A 19,417-nucleotide genomic window follows, 5' to 3' on the forward strand; every position below is an offset into this window, starting at 1 on the left:
GGACTGCCTGGATCGCTTCATGCCCTAGAGATCTAGCGGCGCGGGGCCACATGGGAAGATTGTTCGCTAACACGCCTGTTGACCTCATCACTCATCCACGGCTGATAGCGACGCAGCCGCGCACGGCCTTCGGATTTGGCCTGATACATGGCGATATCGGCCTGCTTGAGCACGTCGACATGGTTATAGGCCGCCGTATCAAAGCAGGTGTACCCCATACTCGGGGTAACATCGACCAAGCGGTTTTCCAACCAGTATTTCCCTGACAGCGCCTGCTGAACGCGGGCCATGTACTGCTCGGCAAGAGCGTCCGTTTGGCTCGCGTTCTCTTCGTCAAACAGGGCCAGCAAAACAAATTCATCGCCACTTAACCGTGCGGCCATATCGCCGTCGCGTAGGCAAGACTCCAAGCGTCGCGCGACCTGCACCAGCAATGCATCCCCAGCCGCATGCCCCAGGGTGTCGTTGATCAACTTGAAGCGGTCCATGTCTAGAAACAGAACCAACCCGCTGCGCTTTTGGTCGATCGTGTGGGTATCGAGCGATTCCAGCCGTTCGATGAACAGACGCCGATTGGGCAAATCCGTGAGCGCATCGTAATAGGCTTGGCGATAAATGATCTCTTCGCTGCGTTTACGCTCGGTGAAGTCCTCGATAATGGCCACCCCACCAATAATGCGATTGTCCATGCCGTGCACACCGTTAAAAAAAGCACGCAGTGGCGTCTTTTTTTGGGTGTTGGGGAGGTGGTACGTGCCTTCGTAGTAACCCGCCCCTTTTTCAATCGCATCCCTGACGCTGTCGGCCACCCGGGGGTCTGCGGAAGGCACAAGCAAGTCATGGCCCACGATGCAACGACGATCAACGCCCAGGATCACCGGCAGCTTGCTATTGCAGTCCGTCACCTTGCCGTCTTCATCGAAGTGAAGCACGCCCAGCGGTGAGTTTTGAAAGATGGAGCGGTAGCGATTTTCGCTCTCAAGCAATTTTGCTTCTCGATCGGCCATGCTCATGCGTAGCGAAATATTATCGTGAATGACTTGTCCCAGGCGTCGGCTGGTAAGAATCAACAAACCGACAAACACAATAATCAACCCACCGATAGCCTGCTGGGTCGGCGCTGGCGAGAGCAGTAGCAGCACTTGCAAGGGCAAGCTAATCGGGATGATGAAGCATACGGCCACCCACCACACAGCCGAAAGCATCGTAACGCTACCCGCTGCCACGCCTGACAGCACAATCACGAGAAAAGCCACATAATCCGTTTGCTCACCCTGAAACATCAAGACGCCACCGCCGCCCCATGTGCACCCCGCCACCAGCGCTCCCAGAGCGAATCGCCACAGCCACTGGGCCTTTGCCTGCTCTTCCAGCGACGACTGCAAAAAACGACGGGCGTCACACAACCGCCAGGCAGACACGGCCAAAAGGACGATAAACCACATCACTACATGTGCCGTATCAATTACGTTTCGCATGACGGCCGCTAATACGAGAGCACCTAAAATGCCTGCTGACACAGGCTGCCAGATGTTGGCGTAAAGAAGGCGCACTTTTTCGCTGCGTAAACGCATGGTGTCTACCGAGCATGGTTGAGGAAAATCACTGGGCAAGCCTGAAGACGTTATCATGGGCAAGACACCATACGTTCAGTGATACGGAGAGCGACCTTTCACATAGGTAATGCCTTTCACGCATTCGTGGGTGAACGGTGGCGACATCCAAACGACATGGTCCTTGTATCATGGTGGCGTCGTTTGAGGAGTCCTTGTCACAAAAATTCACCTCCATCGCTGGGGCATCCAACGATGGAGGTGAAGTAGTAAAAGGCGAGGGGTCGACCTGTAGGAATCCCTATAGCATGGATTCGAAACTCCACGCCACGGGAGGCGCATCGGGAATCAATGCTTGGCAAGCACGCACTTTCTCTAACAGCTCGGCGTGGGTGGCGGCCACGACGTTGACATGCGCCAGCTTACGCCCAGGGCGCTCTTCCTTGTCATAGCGGTGTAGATGCGTGTCGGCCATGGCCAGCAGCGCAGCATTGTCGCCTTCCAAGCCGATGACGTTCACCATGCAAGTGGGCGCAGTGGCGTTCGTTGCGCCTAATGGCAAACCTTGCACTGCCCGCAGATGGTTCTCGAACTGGCTGGTGACGGCGCCATCCATCGTCCAGTGGCCAGAATTATGCACTCGCGGGGCCATTTCGTTGGCCAACAGGCTGCCGTCGCGGGTTTGGAACAGCTCCAGCGCCAACACGCCAACGTAATCCAGCTCGTCAAGCAGCGCACGAATATAGCTGTCGGCCGTCTGCTGAACGCTGGCGTCCAAATCCGGTAGCGGCGCCACGGAGTAGCGCAGAATGCCGCCCACGTGTTGGTTTTCGGCCATGGGGTAGAACACCACCTCCCCATCGCGGCCGCGCACGGCAATCATCGAAACTTCGCGAACGAAATCGACGAACGCCTCGACGATGAGCTGTGAATGGCCAATGGCCTCCCACGCCTCTTGGGCCTGCTCTGGCGCTTTCAGCACCGCTTGCCCTTTGCCGTCGTAGCCTTCGGTGACCGACTTGGCTACCACCGGGCAGCCCAGCTCGGCGGCGGCGGCGGCGAGCTGCTCAGCACTTTCCACCACGCGGTAGGCGGGCGTGGGAATACCTAAGCGGTCGAACAGCGCCTTCTCTTCTACTCGGTTCTGGCACACCGCAATGGCGCGACTGCCGGGATACACCGGCTTGTGCTGCTCGATCTGCTGGACCAGCGCCACGGGCAGGTGCTCGAACTCGTAGGTGACCACGTCGACCTTCTCGAGGAACGCCGCCAAGTGCTGGTTATCAGGGTCGACGATCACCTCACCGATGCCCGCGCTGGGGTTACCGGTGGTATCCAAAAACGTGAAGGTATTGCCCAGCGGATAGCCTGCCAGCGCCAGCATACGGCCGAGCTGACCCGCCCCAAGAACACCAATGTTTTTTGCAATCATACGGTTTGCACTCTGTCCGCTCATGAGGGCTACCTATTGGGCTTGGTCCGCTTCGGGGCGCGGATCGGGGTTGTCAAGCACCATCTGCGTCTGTTCGGCACGGAAGGCATCTACGGCGTCGCGCACGGCGCTGTCGTGCAGGCCAACGATTTGAGCCGCCAGCAGGCCAGCATTGGTGGCCCCCGCTTTGCCGATGGCCAGCGTCCCCACGGCAATACCGCCCGGCATTTGCGCAATCGAGAGCAGTGAGTCCAGGCCTTTCAGCGCTTTGGACTCCACCGGCACGCCGAGTACCGGCAGCGCCGTTTGTGATGCCACCATGCCAGGCAAATGAGCCGCTCCACCGGCACCGGCCACGATGACTTGCAAGCCGCGCTCGGCAGCGCTTTTGGCATAATCGAACAGCAAGTCAGGCGTGCGATGCGCCGACACCACGCGAGTCTCGTAGGGAACGCCCAGCCGCTCCAACATCGCCACCGCGTGCTCCATGACCGGCCAATCGGACTTCGACCCCATGATCACGCCCACTTTGGGTGCGCTGTTCGACATGCAAAACTCCTCGGCCAACGGCCTAACATAAGCTAGAAAGCAGTCCATAAGCCGTGCAAAGCGCGGCTCACTCAGAATTAGGAAGGCGCATAGTTTACCAGAGCCACGGGCGTTTGCGGGCGTGGTGAGGCGTGTGAAATTTTCCTCGAATTAGGCATTGAAAACCGCGTGAGTTGGCGGCATTGTGTGTTTGTCATTTCAGACTGATGGAGTCACATGAGTACGGCATACTCGACTGCTCACGCAGAAGCGATGGATCCTCCGCGAAGCAGCCCTGACCTCGATGTCAGGGAACTTGAAAAACGTACGCGCCTTATGCGCATCATTACCCGCCTGATCGCCGTATCAGATCTGGGGAGCCGTGAAATCGCCCGCCGGGCTGGCTTACCCGTTCAAAAGATCAGCGACCTGCTCGCCGGAAGGCTCGAGCATCTGGACATCGACGAACTGAATGTCCTGCGTCGCACGTTAGAGCCGGAGGCGCCATAGTAGCCACGCCACCTCCCGCTCGATACCCTCTTTGAGTATCTTCCCGCCCCGATTACAGGGGCGGAATCATCACGCCGCCCAGCGCCACCAGAATGACGACGAGCCAAGCAGGCAGCTTCCACACGGAGAGCAGCAGAAAGCCCGTCAATGCCAGCACGAACGCGTAAGGCCCCACGATGGCACTGGTCCACACCGGCTGATAGAGCGCCGCGCCTAAAATCCCCACCACCGCAGCGTTGGCACCGCGCATCAGCGCTTGAGCGCTTCTCCACTGACGGAACTGATTCCAAAAGGGCAGCACGCCGACCAGCAGCAAAAACCCCGGCACAAAAATCGCTAGCAGTGCTAACAGCGCACCCACCAAACTAGGGATGCCCGGCAGCAGCGCTCCCAAATACGCCGCAAACGTAAACAGCGGCCCCGGCACCGCTTGTGCCGCGCCGTAACCCGCCAAAAACGCATCCGCCGTGACCCAACCCGATTGCACCACTTCCGCTTCCAGCAGCGGCAGCACCACATGGCCGCCGCCAAATACCAGCGCCCCTGAGCGGTAGAAGGCATCGACCACGTTCAACCAACCGGCGCTTCCGGCTAACAGCGGTAAGAGCACCAACAGAATGGCGAACAGCGCCAACGCTAACGTGCCCGCTCGGCGCGACACCGGGAAGTGCAGCGATTCGCTGGACGCCGATGCCGTGCTGTCGCGGCACAGCAGCAAGCCCGCCGCGCTGCCCAACACGATCGCCGCCACCTGACCCAGCGGCCCGGTGACCACTACCACCGCAAACACCGCCGCCAAGGCAATGCCCGTGCGAGTTTTATCCGGGCAGAGGTTGCGCGCCATGCCCCACACCGCGTGGGCCACGATGGCCACCGCGACGATTTTCAAGCCGTGAATGATGCCGCTGGCCACCCGGCCCTCCAGCACGGCGGCACCCAGTGCAAACAGCACCAACACGATGGCCGAGGGCAGTGTAAACGCCAGCCACGCCAGCGCGGCTCCCCAGGGGCCAGCACGCATCAACCCTAAGGCAAAGCCCACCTGGCTGCTGGCGGGACCCGGTAAAAACTGGCACAGCGCGACCAAATCGGCGTACGCCTGCTCGCTGAGCCACTGGCGGCGTTCAACGAAGGCCGTGCGAAAATAGCCCAGGTGCGCCACCGGCCCGCCAAACGACGTCAGCCCCAGCGCTAAAAACGCCCAAAAAACCTCGCTAGCGCGTCCTCGAATCTTATTTTCTACCGCCATCATGCCCACCGTTTACTCATTAAAAAGCGCAAAGCGTTGAGGGTACGCCTTGCGCTTGACGACTTAGTGACAGCCTAACCGGACAGGTTACTCTTGGTCGGTGACGGCCCCCGTGCTTGCCGAACTGACCAGCCGCGCGTACTTGGCCAGCACGCCGCGGGTATAGCGAGGCGTAGGCTGCTGCCAGGCCGCGCGGCGGCGCATCATCTCGTCATCGCTGATGTGCACGTCGATGGTATCGGCTTCGGCATCGATGGTAATGGGGTCGCCATCTTCGACCAGCGCCAGCGGGCCGCCGTCGAACGCTTCCGGCGAGACATGCCCCACCACGAACCCGTGACTGCCGCCCGAGAAGCGACCATCGGTAATCAGCGCCACGTCGTTACCCAAGCCACGCCCCATGATGGCTGAGGTGGGCGTGAGCATCTCGCGCATGCCGGGGCCGCCCTTCGGGCCTTCGTAGCGGATCACCACCACGTCGCCCGCCACCACGGTGCCATCGTTGATACGCGCCTGGGCTTCCTCTTCCGAGCCAAACACCCGCGCCGAGCCGCTAAAGCGGGTGCCCTCTTTGCCGGTGATTTTCGCCACCGCCCCTTCCGGCGCTAGATTACCGAACAGAATACGCAGGTGGCTTTCGGCTTTGATCGGATTACCCAGCGGCGCGATGATCTGCTGATCCATCGGGTAGGGCTCGACATCGGCGAGGTTTTCCGCCAGCGTTTTACCGGTCACGGTCAAGCAGTTGCCGTTGAGCAGTCCAGCGTCCAGCAGAATTTTCATCAGCGGCTGAATACCGCCAATCGCCACCAGCTCGCTCATCATGTAGTGGCCGCTGGGGCGCAGGTCGGCCAGTACCGGCACGCGCTTACCGATCTCGGTGAAATCGGCCAGGGTCAGCTCGACGCCGATGGTGCGCGCCATGCCGATCAAGTGCAGCACCGCGTTGGTGGAGCCACCCAGGGCAATCACCACGGTCACGGCGTTCTCGAACGCTTCGCGGGTCATGATATCGGAAGGCTTGATGTCTTGAGCCAGCAGCGCCAACACGGCTTCGCCTGCAGCTTTGCAGTCGTCGCGCTTCTCTTGGGAAATCGCGTTCTGCGCCGAGCTGCCCGGCAGGCTCATGCCCAGCGCCTCGATGGCCGAGGCCATGGTGTTGGCGGTGTACATGCCCCCACAGGAGCCAGGGCCGGGAATCGCCGTCTCTTCGATGTTTTTCAGCTCGATCAGGTCGATGTCGCCACGGGAATGGGCGCCCATCGCCTCGAACACCGAGACGATATCGGTGTGGCCCTTGCCGGGCATGATGGTGCCGCCATAAACGAACACGCTGGGGCGGTCGAGCCGTGCCAGCCCCATCACGCAGCCCGGCATGTTCTTATCGCAGCCGCCAATCGCCACCAGGCCATCGAACCCTTCGCAGCCCGCCACGGTTTCGATGGAATCGGCAATCACCTCCCGCGAGACCAGCGAGTACTTCATGCCTTCGGTGCCGTTGGCAATGCCATCAGAAATGGTGATGGTATTGAACACCACGCCTTTGCCGCCTGCGGCATCAGCCCCATCGCGGGCGAGCTCCGCCAACTCACCAATGTGGCTATTGCACGGCGTCACCATGCTCCAGGTGGACGCGATACCTACTTGGGGCTTTCGAAAATCGTCATCGTTGAAGCCCACGGCGCGCAGCATGGCGCGGCTAGCCGCTTTACCGGGGCCATCCACCACCGGGGCAGAGTGGCGGCGGGTACTATGATTGGTCGGCTCGGTCATCACGGACTCCTCTTCATTGCATGGCAGAGGCCACAGCTTGGCGATATATCTTACATCCCGCAAGGTACTTAACTTATGGCACCATAGCGTCACCGCACCCCGTAACGCCGATTGCCGTGAAGGAACGCCGCCGTATGCATGCCAATGCCTTGTTCTCCCCCACCTCGCTGACGCCCGGGTTTATGGTGGTGCACGCCAATCGCCTGGAGGATTTACGCGGGCTGGCAGTGGAGTGGATGCGGCTGCACCCGCTGGGGCCGCTAGAGAACGAAACCATTCTGGTGCAGAGCAATGGTATTGGGCAGTGGCTAAAGCTGGCGTTAGCGGAAGACCCTAAGAACGGCGGTGCGGGCATTGCGGCGGCGCTGGACGTCATGCTGCCCGCGCGGTTTTTATGGCAGGCCTACCGCACGGTGCTTACCCACGTTTCCCAACACGCCGATGCCGTGCCGGAAACCTCGCCGTTCGACAAGTCGCGCTTGGTCTGGCGGCTACTGCGCCTGCTGCCTACGTTGGCCGGGCAACCAGTGTTCGAGCCGCTGGCGCAGTTTCTAGAAACCGACCGCGACCAGCGCAAGCATTACCAGTTGGCCGAGCGGCTAGCAGACCTGTTCGACCAGTACCAAGTGTACCGCGCCGACTGGCTGGACGCCTGGGCCAACGGCCACGATGTGCTGATTACTGCCAAAGGCGAGCACCGCCCATTGGAAGAGCATCAGCGCTGGCAGCCTTCGCTGTGGCGCATCCTGCGTGACGATGTGGCCGCCACCCAAGGCGAGGCCGGGCTGAACAGCAGCCGCGCCCAGGTACACCAGCGCTTCTTGAAAGCCACCGAAAAGTTAGAGGGCCAAGCCTGCCCGCCGGGGCTGCCCCGTCGGCTGATCATTTTCGGTATTTCGTCGCTGCCCCAACAAACCCTGGAAGCCCTGGCAGCGCTCTCCCGCTGCTGCCAAATCGTGCTGTGCGTGCACAACCCCTGCCAGTTCTACTGGGCGGACATCATCGAGCACAAAGACCTGCTACGCGCCCAGCGTTATCGTCAGCGGCGCAAAACCGGCATGCCTGACACGCTGGACGTACTAGGCACCGGCGATGCCGATGACGCCCTGCACCTGCACGCCCAGCCGCTGCTGGCCGCCTGGGGCAAGCAGGGCCGCGACTACCTCCGCCTACTCGATGAGCACGACGACGCGGGCAACTACCAAACGCTTTTCGAGCAGCAGGCGCTGCGCATCGATATGTTCGAGCCGTTCAGCGGCGAGGAGCGCCACTGCCTGCTCAGCCAACTGCAAGACGATATCCGCGAGCTACGCCCGGTGGCAGAAACCCAAGGCCACTGGCCCGCACTGCCCGAGCACGACGACTCCATCGTGTTCCATATCGCCCACGGCCCCCAGCGGGAAGTGGAGATTCTCCACGACCAGCTGCTGGCCGCCTTCAGCGCCGACCCCGCCCTGCGCCCGCGCGACATCATCGTCATGGTGCCGGATATCGACCGCTACGCGCCGCACATTGAAGCAGTATTTGGCCAGCTGCCCACCGACGACCCGCGGCATATTCCCTATACGCTCTCCGACCAAGCCAGCCGCCACCGCCTGCCGCTGATGATTGCGCTGGAAAAGCTGCTACGGCTGCCGGAGCTGCGCCTGTCGGTGAGCGATTTACTCGACCTGCTGGATGTACCCGCCCTGCGCCAGCGCTTTGGCCTAGAAGAGCGCGACTTGCCAGTACTGGAGCGCTGGATGGAAGGCGCGGGCATCCGCTGGGGGCTGAACGCCCAGCAGCGCCAGCGGCTGGAGCTGCCCGGCGGGCTGAGCCAAAACACCTGGGCCTTCGGCCTGCGCCGCCTGCTGCTGGGCTACACCGTGGGCGACGGCCACGCCTGGCAAGGCATCGAGCCCTTTGATGATATTGGCGGCTTGGAAGCGGGCCTGGCAGGGCCACTGGCCACGCTGCTTGAAAAACTCGACGCCACCTGGGAAACCTTCTGCCAACCCACCGATGCCGCCACTTGGGTCGCGCGGCTGCGGGCGCTGCTGGAAACCTTCTTCCTCACCGACGATGCCCAGGAAAGCATCATGCTCACCAAGCTGGAAAACGGCTTGCAGCAGATGCTGGAAAGCAGCCAGGAAGCAGAACTCGACGACCCGCTGCCGCTCTCCATGGTGCGCGAACACTGGCTGGCACAAATCGATGAACACAGCCTTTCCCAGCGCTTTTTGGCCGGGGCGGTCAACTTCGCCACGCTGATGCCCATGCGCGCCATCCCCTTCAAGCGGGTGTGCCTGCTGGGCATGAACGACGGCGACTATCCCCGCTCCCAGCCACCGCTGGATTTCGACCTGATGGGCAGCGACTACCGTCCCGGCGACCGTTCCCGCCGGGAAGACGACCGCTACCTGTTTCTCGAAGCGCTGCTCTCCGCCCGGGACCAGCTCTACATCAGCTGGATGGGCCGCAGCCAGATCGACAACTCCCCGCTGCCCCCCTCGGTACTGGTGGGCCAGTTGCGCGACCACCTGGAGGCTGGCTGGCAAACGCACACCGGCGCTCCGCTGCTGGAAAGTCTCACCACCGAACACCCGCTGCAGCCGTTCAGCCGCGCTTACTTCAACCACCCGGCGGGCCGCCTGTTCACCTACGCCCACGAATGGCGGGAAGTGCACGCCCCCCGCACGCCGCCTGCGGTGGAGCGCATGCTACCCGCGCCGGAAAACGCCCCCACCAGCCTCTCGCTGGCGCAGTTGGGCGGCTTTCTGCGCGAGCCGGTGCGCAGCTTCTTCAATACCCGGTTGGGGGTCTATTTCGAGCAGGAGGCAATGGCCGAACTGGATGCCGAGCCCTTCGCGCTGGATGGCCTGCAAAATTGGCAGCTCCAAGACCAATTGATTGCCGCCCAGCGCCAGGCGGTGGATCACGGCCAGCCGCGTATCGAGGCATTGCACGAGGCGCTAGAGCGCTTTCAAGGCCAAGGCGTACTAGCCATGGGCGCGTTCGGCGAACGCATGCGCGCGGCACTCGCCGACCCCATGGAGGAATTGTTCAACGCCTACGAAGAGGCGCTAGACGCATGGCCGCATCTCCTGCCCGACACCATGATTCACTTCCAAGCCCACGGCCTAACGCTGGAAGAGCCTTTGGGCGAGCTGCGCCAGGATGAGGAAGGCCAGCGCTGCCGCCTGCTGCTGCTCAGCAGCAGCCTGATTAGCCAGGGCAGCGGGCGCGGCCAATACCGCTGGAGCCACCTGCTGCGCCCCTGGGTCGCCCACTTGGCAGGCAACCTCAACGGCCCGATGACCACCCGGCTACTTTCCAAAGCCGGACACGTCACGCTGGAGCCGATGGATGCCGAGACCGCACGCCAGCACCTAGAAACCCAGCTCGCCGCGTGGCAATCGGGCCTGCAAACCCCGCTGCCGCTATCCCCACAGGCCGGTTTTGCCTGGCTGGCCAAGCAAGGCACGCCGGACATGGCACAAGAGAAAGGACGAGAGAGCGACGCCTACGCCGCCGCCGAAGCCGCCTATGAAGGCGGCTACAAAGTGACCGGGGAAGTAGCGCAAAGCGCCTATCTAGGCCACCAATGGCCCCGATTCGAGCGGCTGTTTTTCGAGCAGGCCAACGGACATACTTTTGCCACACTGACCGAATCACTTTACGCACCGCTCTTTTTCGCTGTTAAGGGCAAAAAGGAGTAAAGCCACACGGCTAGGAACGGCCCATGCTGAGGACTTTCTTCGCCAACGCAATCATCTCCGGGTCGCCGGTGTGCTTGGTAGGCACATCGGAGAGCTTCACCACCGGCAGCCAGCCCTGCCCTTCGGGGCGGGCCTCGACCATCTTGATCACCATGTTCATGGGCGCCACGCCAATATCGTTGGTGAAGTTGGTGCCAATACCAAACGCCATGCCAATTCGCCCCTGGCAGAACGAACGAATGCGCTCCACTTTTTCAGGCGTCAGGGCATCGGAGAAGATGATGGTTTTGCTCAATGGGTTGATGCCCAAGCGCTGATAGTGGGCCATGGTGGCATCGGCGAACTCGATGGGGTCGCCGCTATCGTGGCGAACGCCGTCGAACAGCTTGGCGAACTTCTTATCGAAGCTCTCGAAAAAAGCACGAGTGGTAAAGGTATCGGTCAGCGCGATGCCCAAATCGCCCCGGTAGACATCCACCCAGTGCTCCAGCGCCAAGCTATTGGCCATTTTGAAACCAAAACGAGCGCCGTGGAACATGAACCACTCGTGAGCGTGGGTGCCGATGGGTTTTACCCCATGGCGCATCGCGAGCAGTACATTGCTGGTGCCACTAAACGCCTCACCGCCGTAATAGCGCAGCGCCTGCACGACCCGGTCGTGTACCGCAAACGAGAAGCGCCGCCGAGTGCCGAACTCGGCAATCTTCAGCCCGTGCTGGCGATACAGCTCGATCTTCTCGCGGGTGCGCTGCTCGATGAGCGCTTCATCCTCTTTGGTCACCGCCACGCCACGCAGTTGGTACCAAAGCTCGCTAATCACCGCCATCAGCGGCACTTCCCATAAGATGGTGCGGTACCACGGGCCTTCGATCACCACCGACAGCTCGCTGCCCTGCTGCTCGATCGTGACCTCACTGGGGTCATAACGAAAGCCCGCGAGAAAATCGAGATAGGTGGGATCCAAATAGGGGCAGGTGGTTTGCAGGTAGCGCTTCTCTTCATCCGACAAGCGCAGCGTCGCCATGCGAACCACTTCACCGCGCAGCGCCTCACCAAAGCCCTCGGGAAACGCATGCTCACCGCGATTGATGAACGCGTAGCGGGCATGGGCATAGGGGAAGCGTTTGATCACGGCATTCTGCATCGTGATCTTGTAAAAATCGTTATCCAGAAGCGAGGTCAGCATGAGATCCCTTCACCAGCATCAACAGATCGCCAAGAGCGGCTAGCCCATTAGATTACCAGTTGGCGACGATACCTCACAGCCTAACCCCTGTTTACTATGGCTAGCAGGTGGGCGAACGGCTATCTGCTATCGTGAGTAGAGTGCTACCATTTAAACACCGGTTTATCACTAGGAGCGGACTCCATGCGTCTTTCGCAATCACAGCGCGAGCTTATTCTGTCAGGCGTCCGTGAGTTTGTAGGGCCTTCGGTGGCAGTGCATGTTTTCGGCTCGCGGCTAGATGATAGTAAGCGCGGCGGCGATGTCGATCTGCTGCTTATATCCCCCAACGCCATCCCGCTACTCGCCTGTGCTGAGTTCAAGATGGCGCTAGAACAACGCCTCCAGCTACCGCTTGATATCGTGACCTACGTAACAACAGCTGAACCTACTCCGTTTCAAGCCATTGCACTCGCCCAGTCACGGCCAATGACGCTTGAGGTAGCCGCATGAGCCAGGATGTACTTAGCGAACAGCAGCGCTATCTGGCGCAACTGCTTGAAGCCATTCAGCGCTGCGCTTGGTTTCTTCATCAATCACGCAAAAAAGTCACATGGCCTTTGGACGGTGATTGGTTAGCCGACCATAAAAAAGATGTCGACCTTTTTGAAACACTGGCCGCTATCAATGAGCGGTTTGCCAAGCTACAGGACTCTATTGCTTCTGCTATGCGGCACAGCGCCCTGTTGGCAGGTGAGTCTACTGACAGCTTTCTCAAAGTCCTTTCGCTGTTCGAAAAGCAGGGCGTCGTGGACGCTACCAGTGACTGGCAGCGCTGCCGCGCTATTCGCAATATTGCCGCTCATGATTACTCGACGCACTATGCACAAATAGCAGAGCACTTTAACTTGCTGAACGAACTTGCCGACGTTCTCCTTGTGACCTCAAAAAGACTAGTGACATGGAGTGCTGAACAATTGGGCATTTTTCCTGCCACCCAAGACTTCTCTGACGAATTCGACACCGTCTTTCAACCCCGTCTCTAACGCTGCTTTGCTCTTTTGCCCAGCTCTTGGCAACGCGATATAGTGCCGGTGCCTTGGGTCAGCCACCCAAGGCGCTTTGCTTTTCGCCTGCCGTGATGTTCGGAGAATGAGAATGAGCCAGCCCGCCCCGCTGAACCCGCTGACGCTGCCGCTTCACGGCAGCCGTTTGATCGAAGCCAGCGCGGGCACGGGGAAAACCTTCACCATCGCGCTGCTCTACGTGCGCCTGGTGCTGGGCGGGCAGCACAGTGACGACGATACCGCCTTTGTACGCCCGCTCACCCCGCCGGAAATTCTGGTGGTCACGTTCACCAACGCCGCCACCCAGGAGCTGCGCGAACGTATTCGTCATCGGCTGGTGGAGGCGGCTGCCGTATTTCGTGATCAGGGTGAAGACTCTCTTCTTCTGGCGCTGCGCAGCCAATACCCCGAGGCCACCTGGCCCGCCTGCGCCCGACGCCTGGAGCTGGCCGCCGAGTGGATGGACGAAGCCGCCGTGTCCACCATCCATAGCTGGTGCTACCGCATGCTGCGGGAGCACGCCTTCGATAGCGGCAGCCTCTTCTCGCTCAACCTGGAAAACGACCAGCAAGAGCTGGAACAAGAGGTAGTCCGCGACTACTGGCGCACCTTCTACTACCCGCTGGATGCTGAGGCGCTGGGCAGCATCACCGGCTACTGGAAATCCCCCGATCAGCTACACCAAGACGTGCGCAAGCTGCTCCACGAAAGCGATGCACTGGGCGCGCTGCGCCCCGAACCCGAGCAAACCCTAAGCGACGCCCAAGCCGAACGCCACGCACGGCTAACCGAGCTAAAAGCCCCCTGGCCCGCATGGCTAGACGACCTAGTGCCCGCACTGGAGGACGCCGCCAAACGCAAAGCCTTCAAAGGCCAAAGCTTCAATGCCAAAAGCCGCGCCAACTGGCTAAGCTCGCTGCGGGAGTGGTGCGACAGCGACGCCACCCGCCCCGCACTCACCCCCGCCGCCTGGAAACGCCTCACCCCAGAGGGCATGGCAGAAATATGGAAAGAGGGCGCGCCCCCTTGCCCCGCCGCCTGGGAAGCACTGGCCGAACTTCCCGCCGCCCTGAACACCCTGCCCGAGCCGCGCAACGACCTGCTGATTCACGCCGTGCAGTGGTGCAAGGTGCGTCTGGAGCGGGAGCAAGAGCGCCGCGCCGAAATGGGCCCCAACGACTTGCTCACCCACCTGGACCGCGCACTGCAAGGCCCCAACAAAGAGGCGCTGGCCGCGCAGATACTGCGCCAGTTCCCCGTGGCGCTGATCGACGAATTCCAAGACACCGACCCCATCCAATACCGCATCTTCAACGCGGTGTACGAGGTCGCCAACCCCCGCCGAGACGCTGCCATGCTGCTGATCGGCGACCCCAAGCAGGCCATTTACGCCTTTCGCGGCGCGGATATCTTCACCTACCTCAAAGCCCGCGAAGACACCGCAGGCCGCCACGTGACGCTGGGCACCAACTTCCGCTCTAGCCGCGCCATGGTCGAGGCGGTGAACCACTGCTTCCGCTACGCCGATGAACACCCGGCAGGGGCCTTCCTGTTCCGCGAAGAAGGCGGCAACAACCCGCTGCCCTTTCTGCCGGTAGAGGCCAAAGGCCGCAGTGAGCAGCTCATTCACCAAGGCCAGCCGCTGCACGCGATGACGCTCTGGCCGCTCGCCGCCGACGAGCCGCTCTCCAAAACCGCCTACCAAACCGAGATGGCCGAACGCTGCGCCTCGTATATGGCGGAACTGCTCAGCGCAGGCCAACACGGCAAGAGCGGCTTTCAAACCGATGAGACGCTCATCCCGCTCAAGCCTTCCGATATGGCGGTACTGGTGAACGGCCTGCAGGAAGCCCGCGCCATTCGCCAAGCGCTGGCCAGCCGTGGGGTGAAGAGCGTGTACCTGTCGGATCACGACAAGGTGTTTAGCTCGCCCATGGCCGCCCAGGTAGAGCGCTGGCTGCGCGCCTGCGCCGAGCCGCTGGCCAGCTCCCGCCAGGCCGAAGCGCACCTGCGCGCCGCGCTGGCCACGCCGGTGCTGGGGCTAAGTTTGGCGGACCTAGACCACCTGCAGCAAAACGAGCTGGCCTGGGAAGAGCGAGTAGAGCAGTTCAGCCGCTACCACCGCCTGTGGCAGCGCCAGGGCGTGCTGCCGCTGGTGCGCCGCATGATGGTGGATTTTGATATTCCCGCCCGCCTGCTGGCGGAGTTTGAAGAGGGTGAGCGCTTGCTCACCGACCTGCTGCACCTGGGCGAACTGCTGCAACAGGCCAGCGCCGAACTGGACGGCGAACACGCGCTGATTCGCTTTCTGTTTGACGCCATCGCCGACCCGGAAAGCCACGGCGACAGCCACAAACTGCGCCTGGAGAGCGACGAGGATTTGGTCAAGGTGGTCACCATCCACAAATCCAAAGGGCTGGAGTACCCGCTGGTGTTCCTGCCCTTCATCGCCAACCACCGCCCGGTTAAAGCCGAAGACGTACCGCTGCGCTGGCACGATGGCGAAGGCAACCTGCAGCTCAGCTTAGAAGCGGATGACGCGATACTCGCCACCGCCGACCGCGAACGGCTGGGGGAAGACCTGCGCAAACTCTACGTCGCGCTTACCCGCGCCCGCCACGCCACCTGGCTGGGGCTAGCCCCGCTGAAAGGCCTGGAGAACAGCGCGCTGGGCTACCTGCTAAAAGGCGGCAATGCCCTTTCACCGGAGGCGCTCAATAAAGCGCTTGGTGAGCTGGTGGAAGGCAGCGAGATACAGGTTCACCAACCGCCCGCGCCCACCGCTGAGCGCGTGGCCCAAGTGGCGCAAAGCAGTGAGCTGGGCCACGCCCGCACGCCCACGCGCACCGCCAAAGAGCACTGGTGGATTGCCAGCTACTCAGCGCTGCGGCTGTCCGGCACGCTCACCGCCCCGGTGCTGCCACCGCTGGAACCCACCACCGCCCAGGAAGCCACCGCGTTTGAAGTACTGGATGAACCTCGGGAACTATCTCAAGAACGATCCCAACTAGAAGCGTTTCACTTACATAAGTTTCCACGTGGCCCCGGCCCCGGCACCTTTCTGCACGGGCTTCTGGAGTGGGCAGGCAAGCAAGGCTTCGATACCGCCGCGAATGATATGGACGCCCTCAACGACATGCTGTGGCGGCGGGTGCAGCTACGTGGCTGGCAAGCATGGCAAGAACCGCTAGCGGGCTGGCTAAGCGCCCTGCTCACCACACCGCTGCCGCTGGCCGCGCCCACCCCGCAAAGCGTGGCGTTGAATGAGCTGGAAAGCTATCAGGTAGAGCTGGAGTTCTGGTTTGCCGCCAAGCGGGTGAATACCCAAGCCGTTGATGCGCTGGTAAGCAAGCACTTACTGCCAGGGATCGAGCGCCCAGCATTGGATGCCGACACCCTGAACGGCATGCTGAAAGGCTTTATTGACCTAGCCTTCGAGCACCAGGGGCGCTTTTACGTGCTGGACTGGAAATCGAACTACCTGGGCCCCAACGACAGCGCCTACGAACCCGAAGCCCTGCGCCACGCGCTGCTGGCCAAACGCTACGACCTGCAGGCCGCGCTCTACTTACTCGCCATGCACCGGCTGTTAAAAGCGCGCCTGCCGGATTACGACCCGCACCAGCATTTGGGCGGCTCGATGACGGTATTTCTGCGCGGTAGCCGCAGCCCTGGGCGCGGCGTGGTGGGCGAACCCGCCCCGGTTGAACTCATCGACGCCCTGGATAGCCTGTTTGCAGGCGAGCCACACGCCACCCAACAGGAGGTCACGGCATGAGCCGCCAGCACGACACCCACACCTTCGATATGTTCGGCGAAGCCGCCAGCGCCCACCCGGCACTCAGCAGCACTCCGGAATTGCTGGCCCTGTGCGAACGCTGGGTAGCGCGAGGCTGGCTGCGAGATTTAGACCGCGCCCTGGTGCGCTTTTTAGCCAGTGAAGCCCCGGACGCCCCCACGCTGCTGCTACTGGCCGCCGCACTGGCCAGCCACCAGCTAGGCCGCGGCCACGTGTGCCTGGATATCAACGCCACGCTCAACGCGCCGGATTTCGCCCTTTCGCTACCGCCCGAAGGCGACGACCTCACCGACCCGCCGCCGCTGCCCAGCGACGTGCTGGCTACGCTCACACTCAGCGAATGGCAAGCCGCCCTGCACCACCCGCTGCTCACCAGCGAAGGCCCCGGCAACACGCCGCTGGTCGTAGTAACCACTCACTCAGCCAGCGGCACCCCCAACACACGGCTCTACCTGCGCCGTTACTGGCAGTACGAACAAAGCCTGCACCGACACATCGCCGCCCGCCTGGAAGCGACGAATGACGCCAGCGCCTCGGGGTTACTCCACAAAGCGCTCAACATCCTGTTCAAGCAACGCAACGGGCTGGACTGGCAAAAAACCGCCTGCGCCCTGGCTGCCCGCAGCCGCTTCGGCATCATTACCGGCGGCCCCGGCACCGGCAAAACTACTACCGTGGTACGCCTGCTCGCCTTGCTGCAAACCCTGCAACTGGCCAAAGCCCCCAGCCCGCCGCTGCGCATTCGCCTGGCCGCCCCCACCGGCAAAGCCGCCGCTCGCTTGAACGAATCCATCGCCGGGCAGGTGAATGCGTTACCGCTCGCTGAGCTGGCAACGCTGTTAAGTGAACACTCACCTGCGGCGGCAGCCCGCGAGATCGCGATTCCTACGGAAGTGACAACACTGCATCGCCTACTCGGCGCTCGCCCCGACACCCGCCACTTCCGCCACAGCGCCGCCAACCCGCTGGCGCTGGATGTGCTGGTGATCGACGAAGCCTCGATGGTAGATATCGAAATGATGGCCGCCACCCTCAGCGCCCTGCCCGCCCACGCCCAGTGCATTCTGCTGGGGGATAAAGACCAGCTCGCCTCGGTAGAGGCCGGTTCGGTACTGGGCGACCTATGCCGCCGTGCGGAAGCCGCCCACTACACCCCGGCCACCGCCGACTGGCTGGCCCAGGCCACCGGCCAACCGCTGCCTGAGCAGTTCATCGACCCCGCAGGCCAACCGCTAGACCAAGCCATTACCATGCTGCGGGTCAGCCACCGCTTCAATGAACGCAGCGGCATCGGCCAGCTAGCCAAAGCCATCAACCAGCCGGGCCATGCGCAAAGCGAACGGGAAAAACAGCAGGCGATAAGCGCCGTGCTGCGCCACGGCTACCCGGATGTGCACCATTTGGTAATGAGTGACGACGCCGCGCTGGATAAGCTGGTGATTCACGGCAGCCCCAGCGGCTTTGCGGCCAACGGCGAAGGCCGCACCGACCACCAAGGCCAGCCCATCGCCCCACCCACCGGCTACCGCCACTATTTAAACGTGCTGCACGCACAGCGCCCACGGGGGGAGTCGTTCGAGGAGAACACAACCGCCTACAACGCCTGGGCTAGCGAGGTGCTCAGCGCCTACAGCCACTTCCAACTGCTGTGCGCGCTGCGCAAAGGCCCCTGGGGGGTAGAAGGCTTAAACCAGCGCATCGCCAGCACATTGCGCCGCGAAAAGCTGCTGTTCGGCAGCGACTACACGCTAGAGAAAGGCTGGTATGAAGGCCGCCCGGTTCTGGTGACCCAAAACGACTACGGCCTGAAACTGATGAACGGCGATATCGGCATTACTCTGGCCGTGCCCGACCCGCGCAACCCGCAGCAAACGCTATTGAGAGTGGCCTTTCCCACGAGCGACACCGACAAACCCATCCGCTGGGTGCTGCCTTCCCGCCTGCACGCGGTGGAAACCGTGTTTGCGATGACGGTGCACAAATCCCAAGGCTCGGAGTTTTTGCACACCGCCCTACTGCTACCGCCCACGCTAAACCCCATCCTGACCCGCGAGCTGGTCTACACCGGCATCACCCGCGCCCGCGAATGGCTCACGGTGGTGGAAGCCAAGCGCGGAGTGTTGAATGAGGCGGTGGTGAGAGAGGTGGTTAGGGTTAGTGGGGTTGGGGGTTAGCTAAAACCGACGCCATCAGCGGTGGTAGTGTCGGTTTTCGACCAAGAGAAGTCTTTGAGGTAGTGCTGATATAACGCCGCGCTCTGCGGCAAATTTGGAGCGCAGCGGAAAATTGGTCCGACAGCATCGCCTTGTTAGGCCTACTCTCCACTATCATGTGGCTCCTCTTCAGATTCCGATTCACGCAGTACGTATTGATGCAACCAGACAAATTGCTTCAAGAATAGAATCCCTTTGTCTACATCATCATCGTACACTCTTGGGAAGTCATCAGAGACACCCATTGCCTGTGGGAAATGATCTTGGATTGCGCTTAAAACTATTGCGACATCTAGCTGCCCAGCTAGCCCGGATTTCTCATAGCACCTCAGCAAGTATCTTACCCAAGACGTAATGCTACTAAAAACCTATTGGCACGGTTTAAACTGCCTACTTTTTAACCACTTCCCGTCGTTCAGACACACTTCCC

At 61.5% G+C, this 19,417-nt stretch carries 12 protein-coding genes; 6 read left to right on the top strand and 6 right to left on the bottom strand.

Going from position 1 to position 19,417, the window contains the following annotated elements; translation table 11 throughout:
* Positions 1 to 32 precede the first annotated feature (32 nt).
* The 3 genes from MHM37_RS15820 to purE all read right to left on the bottom strand — a co-directional run bounded on the left by MHM37_RS15820 (position 33) and on the right by purE (position 3,534).
* Positions 33 to 1,631, bottom strand: a complete 1,599-nt coding sequence (locus MHM37_RS15820; protein WP_153843778.1) for a diguanylate cyclase — start codon at positions 1,629 to 1,631, stop codon at positions 33 to 35.
* A gap of 223 nt (positions 1,632 to 1,854) precedes the next feature.
* Positions 1,855 to 2,985: a 5-(carboxyamino)imidazole ribonucleotide synthase gene (locus tag MHM37_RS15825; RefSeq protein ID WP_153843779.1), complete on the bottom strand. Its 1,131-nt coding sequence runs from the start codon at positions 2,983 to 2,985 to the stop codon at positions 1,855 to 1,857.
* A 33-nt stretch (positions 2,986 to 3,018) separates the two neighbouring features.
* Positions 3,019 to 3,534, bottom strand: a complete 516-nt coding sequence (gene purE / locus MHM37_RS15830; RefSeq protein WP_139526746.1) for a 5-(carboxyamino)imidazole ribonucleotide mutase — start codon at positions 3,532 to 3,534, stop codon at positions 3,019 to 3,021.
* A gap of 216 nt (positions 3,535 to 3,750) precedes the next feature.
* Between purE and MHM37_RS15835 the strand changes: the two genes are divergently transcribed.
* A complete protein-coding gene (locus tag MHM37_RS15835) occupies positions 3,751 to 4,023 on the top strand; it encodes an XRE family transcriptional regulator (RefSeq protein ID WP_139526744.1) in 273 nt (90 codons plus the stop codon).
* Between the two features lie 52 nt (positions 4,024 to 4,075).
* On the opposite strand, the gene chrA is transcribed toward MHM37_RS15835, so the two are convergent.
* Together chrA and ilvD are read right to left on the bottom strand one after the other, a co-directional pair.
* Positions 4,076 to 5,272 carry a chromate efflux transporter gene (gene chrA, locus MHM37_RS15840; RefSeq protein ID WP_153843781.1) on the bottom strand — a complete coding sequence of 399 codons (1,197 nt, stop codon included), beginning with the start codon at positions 5,270 to 5,272 and terminating at the stop codon, positions 4,076 to 4,078.
* 87 nt (positions 5,273 to 5,359) lie between these two features.
* The gene (gene ilvD, locus MHM37_RS15845) at positions 5,360 to 7,045 is read right to left on the bottom strand and encodes a dihydroxy-acid dehydratase (protein ID WP_153843782.1); all 1,686 of its coding nucleotides are present in this window, start codon (positions 7,043 to 7,045) and stop codon (positions 5,360 to 5,362) included.
* A gap of 134 nt (positions 7,046 to 7,179) precedes the next feature.
* Here ilvD and recC point away from each other — a divergent pair, with 134 nt between their 5' ends.
* Positions 7,180 to 10,743: an exodeoxyribonuclease V subunit gamma gene (gene recC / locus MHM37_RS15850; protein ID WP_153843783.1), complete on the top strand. Its 3,564-nt coding sequence runs from the start codon at positions 7,180 to 7,182 to the stop codon at positions 10,741 to 10,743.
* A gap of 10 nt (positions 10,744 to 10,753) precedes the next feature.
* Here the strand turns inward: recC and pncB are convergent, their stop codons facing one another.
* Complete coding sequence (pncB, locus tag MHM37_RS15855; protein ID WP_153843784.1) at positions 10,754 to 11,929, bottom strand: nicotinate phosphoribosyltransferase; 1,176 nt, start codon at positions 11,927 to 11,929, stop codon at positions 10,754 to 10,756.
* Positions 11,930 to 12,112: 183 nt separating this feature from the next.
* On the opposite strand from pncB, the gene MHM37_RS15860 reads away from it, so the two are divergent.
* The 4 genes from MHM37_RS15860 to recD all read left to right on the top strand — a co-directional run bounded on the left by MHM37_RS15860 (position 12,113) and on the right by recD (position 18,948).
* The gene (locus MHM37_RS15860; protein ID WP_054641497.1) at positions 12,113 to 12,421 is read left to right on the top strand and encodes a nucleotidyltransferase domain-containing protein; all 309 of its coding nucleotides are present in this window, start codon (positions 12,113 to 12,115) and stop codon (positions 12,419 to 12,421) included.
* The gene (locus MHM37_RS15865) at positions 12,418 to 12,954 is read left to right on the top strand and encodes a hypothetical protein (RefSeq protein ID WP_153843785.1); all 537 of its coding nucleotides are present in this window, start codon (positions 12,418 to 12,420) and stop codon (positions 12,952 to 12,954) included. The genes MHM37_RS15860 and MHM37_RS15865 overlap by 4 nt, the downstream gene beginning before the upstream one ends.
* A gap of 112 nt (positions 12,955 to 13,066) precedes the next feature.
* A complete protein-coding gene (gene recB, locus MHM37_RS15870) occupies positions 13,067 to 16,753 on the top strand; it encodes an exodeoxyribonuclease V subunit beta (RefSeq protein WP_239297292.1) in 3,687 nt (1,228 codons plus the stop codon).
* Positions 16,750 to 18,948: an exodeoxyribonuclease V subunit alpha gene (recD, locus tag MHM37_RS15875; RefSeq protein ID WP_239297293.1), complete on the top strand. Its 2,199-nt coding sequence runs from the start codon at positions 16,750 to 16,752 to the stop codon at positions 18,946 to 18,948. Before recB ends, recD begins: the two co-directional genes overlap by 4 nt.
* Positions 18,949 to 19,417: the final 469 nt, after the last annotated feature.

Origin of the sequence: Halomonas sp. MMH1-48 (assembly GCF_022348105.1) — a bacterium.
GTDB classification, from domain to species: Bacteria; Pseudomonadota; Gammaproteobacteria; order Pseudomonadales; family Halomonadaceae; genus Vreelandella; species Vreelandella piezotolerans.

What these genes read in the sequence shown, in the direction of transcription:
- MHM37_RS15820 (WP_153843778.1), bottom strand. Translation starts at nt 1,631, where the DNA reads ATGATAACGTCTTCAGGCTTGCCCAGTGATTTTCCTCAACCATGCTCG.
- MHM37_RS15825 (WP_153843779.1), bottom strand. Translation starts at nt 2,985, where the DNA reads ATGATTGCAAAAAACATTGGTGTTCTTGGGGCGGGTCAGCTCGGCCGT.
- purE (WP_139526746.1), bottom strand. Translation starts at nt 3,534, where the DNA reads ATGTCGAACAGCGCACCCAAAGTGGGCGTGATCATGGGGTCGAAGTCC.
- MHM37_RS15835 (WP_139526744.1), top strand. Translation starts at nt 3,751, where the DNA reads ATGAGTACGGCATACTCGACTGCTCACGCAGAAGCGATGGATCCTCCG.
- chrA (WP_153843781.1), bottom strand. Translation starts at nt 5,272, where the DNA reads ATGGCGGTAGAAAATAAGATTCGAGGACGCGCTAGCGAGGTTTTTTGG.
- ilvD (WP_153843782.1), bottom strand. Translation starts at nt 7,045, where the DNA reads ATGACCGAGCCGACCAATCATAGTACCCGCCGCCACTCTGCCCCGGTG.
- recC (WP_153843783.1), top strand. Translation starts at nt 7,180, where the DNA reads ATGCATGCCAATGCCTTGTTCTCCCCCACCTCGCTGACGCCCGGGTTT.
- pncB (WP_153843784.1), bottom strand. Translation starts at nt 11,929, where the DNA reads ATGCTGACCTCGCTTCTGGATAACGATTTTTACAAGATCACGATGCAG.
- MHM37_RS15860 (WP_054641497.1), top strand. Translation starts at nt 12,113, where the DNA reads ATGCGTCTTTCGCAATCACAGCGCGAGCTTATTCTGTCAGGCGTCCGT.
- MHM37_RS15865 (WP_153843785.1), top strand. Translation starts at nt 12,418, where the DNA reads ATGAGCCAGGATGTACTTAGCGAACAGCAGCGCTATCTGGCGCAACTG.
- recB (WP_239297292.1), top strand. Translation starts at nt 13,067, where the DNA reads ATGAGCCAGCCCGCCCCGCTGAACCCGCTGACGCTGCCGCTTCACGGC.
- recD (WP_239297293.1), top strand. Translation starts at nt 16,750, where the DNA reads ATGAGCCGCCAGCACGACACCCACACCTTCGATATGTTCGGCGAAGCC.